This is a genomic window from Vannielia litorea (genome assembly GCF_018424695.1).
Classification (GTDB): Bacteria; Pseudomonadota; Alphaproteobacteria; order Rhodobacterales; family Rhodobacteraceae; genus Vannielia; species Vannielia litorea_A.
Map to the genome: position 1 here is coordinate 45,291 of NZ_QTNQ01000022.1, position 9,218 is coordinate 54,508.

Below are 9,218 nucleotides of genomic sequence, written 5' to 3' on the forward strand. Positions count from 1 at the left end.
CTTCAGCCCTCCCCGCGCTCGCGCAGAAACCTGTGGCGGTAAATCAGGTTGGGCCGCGCGCCCGTCAGCAGGTAGAAGCCGACAACCACCGCCATGATCACCTCCGCCAGCGCAAACATCTGCAGGCTCCAGCCGGTCTTCAGCCCGGTGGCGAAGTCGATGACCACGCAGCCGCAGCCCGTCACCCCCAACCATGCGCCCGGGGCCGCCCGCAGGAACAGCGCCAAGGCCGCCAAAGCGAAGATCACCACCTCGATCACCGGCCAGGCGCCACCCAGTACATTGGCCCAAAGCACCAGCCGCCAGCCCGCCATCGCCACGAAGAAGACTACGGTGGCGTAAAGCGCCAGGTTCAGCCGCCCCTGCGGGTGGTTCAGCGCCATCGCCCGGGTGACATGCACCCACTGCTGCCCGCTCACCGGGTCCACACGGCCCTCTGTGAAGGCGCCCTCTTCCGGCATTCCCTTCATGCTCGCTCCTTACATCCGGAACACGCCGAAGCGCGTCTCCTCAATCGGCGCGTTCAACGCCGCCCGCAGGCTGAGCGCAAGCACATCGCGGCTCTTCCTCGGGTCGATGATCCCGTCATCCCAAAGCCGCGCGCTGGCATAGAGCGGGTCAGACTGCTCTTCGAACTGGTCCAGCACCGGCTGCTTGAAGGCCGCCTCTTCCTCAGCGCTCCACGCCCCACCACCGCGCTCGATGGCATCGCGCTTCACCGTCGCCAGCACCCCCGCCGCCTGCGCCCCGCCCATGACGGAAATCCGCGAGGTCGGCCATGTCCAGAGGAACCGCGGCGAATAGGCCCGCCCCGCCATGCCATAGTTGCCCGCGCCAAAGGAGCCACCCACCAGCAAGGTAATCTTCGGCACGCTCGTCGTCGCCACCGCCGTCACCATCTTCGCCCCGTGCCGCGCTATCCCCTCGTTCTCATATTTCTTGCCCACCATGAACCCGGTGATGTTCTGGAGAAAAACGAGGGGGATCTTCCGCTGCGAGCAAAGCTCCACGAAATGCGCGCCCTTCACAGCGCTCTCGCTGAAAAGCACCCCGTTGTTGGCAATGATCCCGCAGGCCATTCCCTCCACATGGGCAAAGCCGCACACCAGCGTTTCGCCAAAGCGCGGCTTGAACTCGTCAAACCGCGAGCCGTCCACCACGCGGGCAATCACCTCGCGAATGTCCCACGGCTGGCGCGCGTCCGCCGGGACGATCCCCAAAATCTCCTCCGGATCATAAAGCGGTGCCTCTCCCACAGGGTGGGCAATCTGCCCACCACCCGAGCCGCCCAGAGAGCCAACCGCCTCCCGCGCCAGCGCCAGCGCATGGGCATCGTCCTCCGCCAGCATGTCGGCCACGCCGGAAAGGCGCGTGTGCACATCGCCGCCCCCAAGCGCTTCGGCGCTCACAACCTCCCCCGTCGCCGCCTTCACCAAAGGCGGGCCCGCCAGAAAGATCGTGCCCTGCTCCTTCACGATGATCGACACATCCGACATCGCAGGCACATAGGCCCCGCCCGCGGTGCAACTGCCCATCACTACTGCGATCTGCGCAATCCCCTTGGCGCTCATCTGCGCCTGGTTGTAGAAGATCCGGCCAAAATGGTCGCGGTCGGGGAAGACCTCATCCTGGTTCGGCAGGTTCGCCCCGCCGCTGTCGACGAGATAGACGCAAGGAAGCCGACATTGCTCTGCGATCTCCTGCGCCCGCAGGTGCTTCTTCACGCTCATCGGATAATAGGTGCCGCCCTTCACCGTGGCGTCATTGGCCAGCACCATCACCTCGCGGCCCTTCACCCGGCCGACCCCGGCTATCATCCCCGCCGCAGGGGCCGCGCCGCCATACATGCCGTGCGCCGCCGTCGCGCCCACTTCCAGAAACGGCGAGCCGGGGTCGAGCAACCCCGCCACCCGGTCACGCGGCAGCATCTTGCCCCGGCTCTCATGGCGCGAACGCGCCTTCTCGCCACCGCCCAGCGCCGCCGCTTCCGCGGCCTCCCGGGCCCGCGCCAGCGCCGCCTCAGAGGCCGCGCGATTGGCCGCAAACTCGTCGGACTTCACCGAAATGTTTGACTGCAACTTCATTTCTTCTCCCCGGCCTCGACATCAGGCGCGGGCAACAGCCGCCGGTGCATCAGCCACCGCAGCCTGAACCCATAACGCGCCGCACGCGCCACATCTGTCTGAAAACTCGCGTTCACGCCCGCGCCAATCGCCGCGCCCGCCAGCGGCACCACCTGCGCCGCCTTGCGCTTCAGCAGATCGGTGCCAAGGCCCCGCGCCACCCGGTCGATCACCTTGTCGACCACCCAATCGGCGCCCTTCTCCAGGACATAACGCACCTCTGGGGCCTGCAACTCTTTCGCGAGCTGGTTCACCTTGCCAAGGCTCTCCTTGCGCCCCTCCAGCCCGCGCACCGTGGCCAGCTCCAGCACCATCAGCCGAAAGACGAGCTCTTCCTCGCCCTCGCCCGCAAAGCCATAGGCCTGCCCGGTGCCGCGTACGGTGCGCGCCGCCAGCGAAATCGTCGCCGGAATATCCAGCGTCATCCCCAGCCCGCCGAACCAGCCTGCCGCGCCGCCCGAGGCCGCGCCGGTGCCCGCCGCCCAGCCCTGCACGCGCAGCGCCGCGGCATCGCAGGCCGCAAGATCGTTCGCATCATGGGTCGCCGCGGGCAGCGTAAGCCCCGCCCCCCGGTCGGCCATCACCAGCGCCTGCCTGAGCATGCCCGGTGGCACGATCCGCCGCAGCAGCCCGCCCAGCGGCGCCGTCGCCTTCTCGGCCCCACGCCCCAACCGGCTGTGGCGCTTCTTCTCGTAGGCCTCCTGTTCCCGCAGGGCAGCGGCCAGCGCCGCCTCGAACCGGCGGTCACGGTCTGGGAGATCGCCCTTCTCGCTCACATGTTCCCCGCTTGCACCTGAAGCCACAGCGCCTGCCGCCCGGTCTCCTGCATCAGGCAGCTCAGCATCGCCGGCCCCTGCCCGGTGCCGCCGCTCCACTGCGACCGAACGAAGTCACACTTGGCATCCCGAAAGGCGATCCAGGCGCGCTGCATGTCACGCAGGCTGTCCGCCGCCGAAAGCAGCCCGTTCTCTCGCGTCGCCATATCCACGTCAAAGGCCTTCGCCCGCGCCATGGCCTCCTTGTAGTGCTGGTTCAGTCGCGTGTCCCAATATTGCCACTCGGCGTCGAGGCACCCGTTCATCCCCATGGTCGAGCCACCGCCCTGGGTGTTTTCCATGCAGGCATTCGCCGCCCAGCCGATGCACTGCTCGCGTTCGGAAAGCTCGGGCCGCTGCTCCTCACACTCCTCCGTGATCATTGGATGGAACGACAACTCCTGTGCGGCAAGAGGGCCGACATCGACCAAGGCAACAAGCAGCATCGCCGCCCCGGCGCTCACCACGGTTCTGAGTGTCTTCATTGGTCGCCTCCTGAAATAATGGCATCCGGGTCGATGCCCGAAGCCCGCACCAGACTCCTGAGTTCCACCCAAGCCGACAAACCTTGCATGGCAGAGCATGCGACACCTTCCAATGTCTCGCCACAGTCCATTGGCTCTATGATCCGCCCGCCCTCAATGAAGCGCTCGACCCTGCGCCGCTTGAAGGGGCTGCCGCCTTCCGGCACTCTGATCACAGACCGCAAGGCCACCAGATCCCCCGCAAGCGCATCCGACAATTCGCTGTAGCATTCAGGTCGCTTTGTTTCCGTCCGGCCCGTGGCGCAGTAGTCAAAGGCATTGCCCACGCAAACGATATCCATTGTCATCGCCCCGCCCGGAACGACAACAGGCAAGGCCGCACACCCCCGCAGCCAATCCACTACGCGCGCCTCCTGCGCCTCGGCAGACGCGGCCACCATGGCCACGGCCAGCGCAGGGCCAATGGCATGTCCTGCATTCATTGCATCCGCTCCTGTCCAGTGTCGCCGATCTGGCCTTTTGGGCCAGTTCCCGAACTACGGCCTTTGCAGTATAAAGTAGGTCTGCGTCGTCCCGGAGCGAGATTGCGCAGGGTCGGTGCGCGGGGAGAATGGGGGAGATCATGAAGAACAGCATGTGGCTCGTGGACGGCAAGGCCGATATCGCCGCAGAGGGCAAACTGCCCGCCGAAAAGTGGCAGGTTCTGTCCTGGAGCTTGGGTTCGGCAAACTCGAACGTCTTCAGCTTCAAAAGCACCGGAAAAGCCGACAGCACCACGATCTCTTTGGTCGTCGCAGGCCTTGCCACCGAGCTTGCACGTGACTGCGCGAAAGGCAAACTCCACCCGCTGATGACCTTCGTCAGCTACGGCACGAACGGGGCGAAGCCGCAATTCAGCTACCTGATGAGCGACGTGGTCATCAGCAGCTACATGACCGCCCCGCCTGAGACCGGCGAGAATGCCAAGGTCATGGTCTCCGTTACGCTGCACTTCGCCAACGTCGACTACAAAGGCGCGGGCGGCAAGACTGGACCTGCAATCAAATTCCAGCCTGCCGCGAACTGATCCGTTCTTCCGCGCGGCGCTCGTGCCAGCGCGGCCTTGAGAGCGGCGGAAGCTGCCCGGCCCCAAGCAGGGAACGCGGGTGCCGGAGAGGATGCAGGAAAGGCTCACACCGCCCCCATCAACTCGCGCCCCACCAGCATCCGCCGGATCTCGCTGGTGCCTGCACCGATCTCCATCAGCTTGGCATCGCGGAACAGCCGCGCCACCGGCGCATCCGCCATGAAGCCCGCGCCGCCCATCGCCTGCACTGCCTGATGCGCCTGCACCATCGCCTGCTCGGAGGCATAAAGGCAGCAGGCCGCCGCATCCGCCCGCGTCACCTCGCCCCGGTCGCAGGCCTTGGCCACCTCGTAAACGTAGGCGCGGGACGAATTCAGCGCCACATACATGTCGGCAACCTTGCCCTGCATCAGCTGGAACGAGCCAATCGGCTTGCCGAACTGCTTTCGCTCCGCAAGATAGGGCATCACCTCATCGAGACAGGCGGCGATGATCCCCGGCCCGATGGCCGCCAGAACAACGCGCTCGTAATCGAGGCCGCTCATCAGCACGCGCACGCCCCCGCCTTCCTGCCCGAGCACGTTCTCGAACGGCACCTCCACATCTTCGAACACCAGCTCAGCGGTGTTGGAGCCCCGCATCCCCAGCTTGTCGAAGTGCTTGGAGGTCGAGAACCCCGCCATGGTCTTCTCGATCAAAAACGCGGTAATCCCCTTGCTGCCCGCTTCCGGGTCGGTCTTGGCATAAACCACCAGCGTATCGGCATCGGGGCCGTTGGTGATCCAGTATTTCGTGCCGTTCAGCCGGTAATGATCGTTCCGCTTCTCGGCCCGCAGCTTCATGCCCACCACGTCCGAGCCCGCGCCCGTTTCGCTCATCGCCAGCGCGCCCACGTGCTCCCCGCTGACCAGCCCAGGCAGATACTTCCGCTTCTGCTCTTCCGTGCCGTTCAGGCGGATCTGGTTCACGCAAAGGTTGGAATGGGCGCCGTAGCTGAGAGACACCGAGGCCGAGGCCCGCGCGATCTCCTCCACCGCGACGGCATGGGCGAGATAGCCCATGCCCGCCCCGCCATACTCCTCCTCAACCGTCACGCCCAGCAACCCCAACTCACCCAGCTCGCGCCACAGCGCGGCGGGGAATTCGTTGGTGGCGTCAACCTCAGCCGCGATCGGCAGAATGCGCTCCTGCGCAAAGCGCTGCACCATCTCGCGCAGCGCCTCGACATCCTCGCCCAGATCAAACTTCAACTGTCCAGCAAACATCCGCCTGCTCCTCCCGTTTATTGAACAAGCGTTCAAATAGTAGAAGAGCCGACCGCTCCGGTCAACGATTCCCCGCGCCAGCGCGGCAGAGAGCGGCGCGGGGCATGTGCCGCTCTGTCGTTTTCCACTGACTCAGCGGTTCGCGCACCGGATCACCGGTTGATATAAACCGTGGTTTTCGTGTCGGGCTTCAAAATGCGGGTTTCGCCATCGATGGTCAGGTAGGTCACCTTGGCGCCAGGCACCGTGTGCACCGTCACCCCCGCATCGGGGCGGCCAAGCTCCACGGCAGCGCCGTCCGCAGGGGTGTCAGGGCCTGCACGCTCGGTCATGTACACCGCCACGGCGTCCTCGGGGATTTCGATCAGCGGGGCGACTTCGGCGGGGGCCTCCACCAGGCGCCCGTTCACCACGGCAGCATCGAGTTCGGCGGGGGTGGTCTCTTCATCCGGACGCAGGGTGATGGTGGCCGCGGCGACCGGGCGCATCACCTCGGCGCTGCCGCTCAAGTGGCGACTGACCGCCCAGCCGGTCTCGTCTCCGGCGCGCACCCGGCACCACGGGCTGTTGGCGAGGCAGCCTTCCACCTCGGCGGTCTGCCGGGCGGCCAGCGTGCCCACCACGGCGTAATCCATGCCGGGGCCCGCGCGCAGGTTCAGGTCGGTCATGGCGGTGGCCTCGGCGGCGATGGCGGGGGCAACACAGGTCAGGCTCAGCGCGGCAACCGCGCCGGTCAGAAAGGCTTTCATCGACTTGTCCTCGTAACTCGTTCGTGGGGGCGGCAAGCACCATTGCGGCCTGCGCATCTTGCGGCTACAACTCCAAGGTGTGCGGTTGGTTCCAACGCTGCAGGGCGCAGCCAGCGTCGCGCCCTTTCCGCAACAGTCGCTCAGGCGCCCTGCTGAATGGGCGAAGGCAGCATCCTATCTAGAACAAGATTGCCCTAGGTCTTCGTTTCATTCGGCACCACTTGCGCCACTACAACGAGGCCCAACAGACAAGCGGCACACGGCAGATGCGCCCCAGGTTGTTTCATGCAGGTTCCCTTATCCTGGCCCATCCACACGACAGGTTCGGAAATACGGAACAGCGCACGCGACACTGCAGCCCTCAGGCAAATGGCTCGCACAAACAGGTGCCTTTGAGCAAAAAGGGCGGCCCAGATCGGGCCGCCCTCAAGGTCAGTCTGCCGTCGGGATCAGCGGTAGATGTAAACGATGGTGCGGTCTTCCTTCACCAGCACGTCCTGCCCGTTGACGTTGAGGTAAGAGTACTCGCTCTCCGGGATCGAGTAGACTTCGACATCCTCGGGGATACCGGCGCCCAGCACCACTTCACCGTCGAGATAGATCGGCTCGACCGGGTTTTCGGTCACATAGGTCACCGTGCGGGTTTCGGGCTCCGGCACGGCTTCGCTGCCGGCGTTGGCGCCAAGCACAACGCCCGCGGCGATGGCGGCAGGCCCGCCGATCAACGAACCGGCAATCGCACCGCCGGTCACGGCACCTGCGGCGGCCCCGGCTTCCTTGTTCCCACCTTCCTTCATGTAGGTTACGGTGCGGGTGGTGGTCACCTCGGTCGCCTCGGTGGCCGAGCCGGAGAGGTAGCCGCGATGCGCCCAGCCGGTCTGGCCGTCATAGGTGACTTCGCACCACGCCCCGTCCTCGATGCAGCCGTTGACTTCGGCCTGGTCCATCCCGGCGATCACGCCGATGATCTCATGCTCCGGGCCGGGGCCCGCACGCAGGTTGAGGTCGGTCGTGGCCGTCGCCTGGGCGGCCAGGATCGGGGTTGCAGCCACCATGAGGGCCGCGGCGGAAAGGGTTGCTCGCTTGAACATCTGGATTGCTCCTTGTCGTTCGCATGCCAGGTCTTCCACGGCTCTTGGGGCCGCCGCCCGGCTGGTATGGCCCGACAACACCCGCCAGCCGCCGCCCGTTCCAACGGCTTGCGCAATTCGCCTCCAGCGTGTGGAAAACGGGCGGAAAATCGCCGCTCCCCGTTTCAACCGTGTAACAAAGCTTGAGCCTATCCCGCCTGGTAGACGGCCCCGACCTCGGCGCGGATGATCCGTGCGATCTGGCCGCAATCCTCAAGGCTGAACGTGAGAGGAAGGCGCATGTCCATCAACCCCGCCAGAATGGCGTCACTGCGCGCCAAGGGCGCAGTCTTCGCATAGCGCCAATGCTGGTAGCGCGAGGTGAAGCCCACCGGATCCGCCCCGCCGAACCACTTCAGCTCCACGCCCCGGCGCAGGCAGCGGGCAATAACCCCTTGCACGGCCTCCGCACTCCAGCCCTTCAGCAAGAATTGTATCGATGAGCCCACGAAGTGCTCGGCCTCGGGGCGCTCCACCACGGTCAGCCCGGGCGTGCCCCGCAATTCCTCTTCCACCACGCGATACCTCGCGTTCCACCGTTCGATCTGGCGGGGCAGTTCGGCAAGTTGAGGCCGCAGGATCGCCGCGCGCAGGTTGTCCATCCGGCCCGAGATGTTGGGCGTCTCCATCCGGTGGCGGGCAAAGACCTCCGGCGACGGCGCAGCCAGATGGCGTTCATAGAGCATGTAGGAGCCGGAGAGCAGCACCGCCTTGGCCGCGATGTCCTCATCGTCGCTCACCAGCAGGCCGCCCTCGCCGGAGTTCATGTGCTTGTAGGTCTGGGTCGAGTAGCAGGCCACCGCGCCATGCCGCCCGCTCGGCACGCCGTTCCAGCGCGCGCCCATGGTGTGGGCGCAATCTTCGACCACGGTCACATTTGCCGCGTCGCAGATCTGCATCAGCCGTTCCATGTCACAGATATGCCCGCGCATGTGTGAGAGCAGCAAAACGCCTGCCTCCCCCGCCTTGGCCGCCAGATCGTCGAGGTCGATCACGAGATCTTCGGTCACTTCCACGAAGACCGGCTCCGCGCCCAGGGCGGCAATCGCACCCGGCACCGGAGCGAGTGTGAATGCATTGGTCAGCACCCTGTCGCCCGGCTTCACGCCCACCGCGCGCAGCGCTAGGCCAATGGCGGAGCCGCCGCTGGACGTCGCAAGGCAGAATTTCGCCCCCACGAAGGCGGCAAACTCCTGCTCCAGCAGCGCCACCTCACCGGCCTCTCCGGGCGTCAGGTTGTAGCGATGCAGCCGCCCGTGGCGCAGCACGGCCATCGCCGCCTCCAGCGCCGCCTCTGGCAGCGGCTCCTGCTGGGTGAAATTGCCCCCGAATTTTTCGCTGTAGACCTCAGTCATGCCCGCACCCTGCGCCGCCGCCCTGCCCCGGTCAATCCGCCAACAGCCGCGCTGCCAGCTCCGGCAATTCGTCGAAGTGATCCAGAAGCGCATCCGGCTCCAGCGCCGCCACGCCCCGCCCGTCTGGCCCGAAAGTGACCAGCACGCAAGGGATACCCGCAGCCCGCGCCGTCTCCCTGTCTGTCTCGGTATCCCCGATCAGAATGCCTGTCTCTTATACACCTCTGACG

Annotated in this window: 10 protein-coding genes and 1 pseudogene; 1 reads left to right on the forward strand and 10 read right to left on the reverse strand. The window is 65.9% G+C overall.

What is annotated here, in order from left to right:
* Positions 1-2: 2 nt before the first annotated feature.
* From DYI42_RS09995 to DYI42_RS10015, 5 genes are read right to left on the reverse strand one after another with little or no spacing between them, the layout of a single operon-like run.
* Complete coding sequence (locus DYI42_RS09995; protein WP_213545788.1) at positions 3-470, reverse strand: hypothetical protein; 468 nt, start codon at positions 468-470, stop codon at positions 3-5.
* Positions 471-479: 9 nt separating this feature from the next.
* On the reverse strand, positions 480-2,084 hold the full coding sequence (locus tag DYI42_RS10000; RefSeq protein ID WP_213545789.1) for a carboxyl transferase domain-containing protein: 1,605 nt from the start codon (positions 2,082-2,084) through the stop codon (positions 480-482).
* Entirely contained in the window at positions 2,081-2,899 is an 819-nt protein-coding gene (locus DYI42_RS10005; RefSeq protein WP_213545790.1) for an EcsC family protein, read from the reverse strand. The genes DYI42_RS10000 and DYI42_RS10005 overlap by 4 nt, the downstream gene beginning before the upstream one ends.
* A complete protein-coding gene (locus tag DYI42_RS10010; protein WP_244867795.1) occupies positions 2,896-3,423 on the reverse strand; it encodes a lysozyme inhibitor LprI family protein in 528 nt (175 codons plus the stop codon). Before DYI42_RS10010 ends, DYI42_RS10005 begins: the two co-directional genes overlap by 4 nt.
* Positions 3,420-3,905 (reverse strand): hypothetical protein, encoded by a 486-nt coding sequence (locus DYI42_RS10015; RefSeq protein ID WP_213545791.1) that lies wholly within the window; start codon positions 3,903-3,905, stop codon positions 3,420-3,422. Before DYI42_RS10015 ends, DYI42_RS10010 begins: the two co-directional genes overlap by 4 nt.
* Positions 3,906-4,033: 128 nt before the next feature.
* Between DYI42_RS10015 and DYI42_RS10020 the strand changes: the two genes are divergently transcribed.
* Entirely contained in the window at positions 4,034-4,489 is a 456-nt protein-coding gene (locus tag DYI42_RS10020; protein ID WP_213545792.1) for a hypothetical protein, read from the forward strand.
* Positions 4,490-4,593: 104 nt separating this feature from the next.
* Here DYI42_RS10020 and DYI42_RS10025 read toward each other — a convergent pair whose 3' ends face one another.
* The 5 genes and pseudogenes from DYI42_RS10025 to DYI42_RS10045 all read right to left on the reverse strand — a co-directional run.
* Entirely contained in the window at positions 4,594-5,754 is a 1,161-nt protein-coding gene (locus DYI42_RS10025; protein ID WP_213545793.1) for an isovaleryl-CoA dehydrogenase, read from the reverse strand.
* A gap of 152 nt (positions 5,755-5,906) precedes the next feature.
* Positions 5,907-6,503 carry an SH3 domain-containing protein gene (locus DYI42_RS10030; RefSeq protein WP_213545794.1) on the reverse strand — a complete coding sequence of 199 codons (597 nt, stop codon included), beginning with the start codon at positions 6,501-6,503 and terminating at the stop codon, positions 5,907-5,909.
* Between the two features lie 449 nt (positions 6,504-6,952).
* Positions 6,953-7,594 carry an SH3 domain-containing protein gene (locus DYI42_RS10035; protein WP_213545795.1) on the reverse strand — a complete coding sequence of 214 codons (642 nt, stop codon included), beginning with the start codon at positions 7,592-7,594 and terminating at the stop codon, positions 6,953-6,955.
* A 188-nt stretch (positions 7,595-7,782) separates the two neighbouring features.
* On the reverse strand, positions 7,783-8,988 hold the full coding sequence (locus tag DYI42_RS10040; protein WP_213545796.1) for a DegT/DnrJ/EryC1/StrS family aminotransferase: 1,206 nt from the start codon (positions 8,986-8,988) through the stop codon (positions 7,783-7,785).
* Between the two features lie 31 nt (positions 8,989-9,019).
* Positions 9,020-9,193: pseudogene (locus DYI42_RS10045) on the reverse strand (HAD hydrolase-like protein); the annotation flags it as partial.
* Positions 9,194-9,218 lie beyond the last annotated feature (25 nt).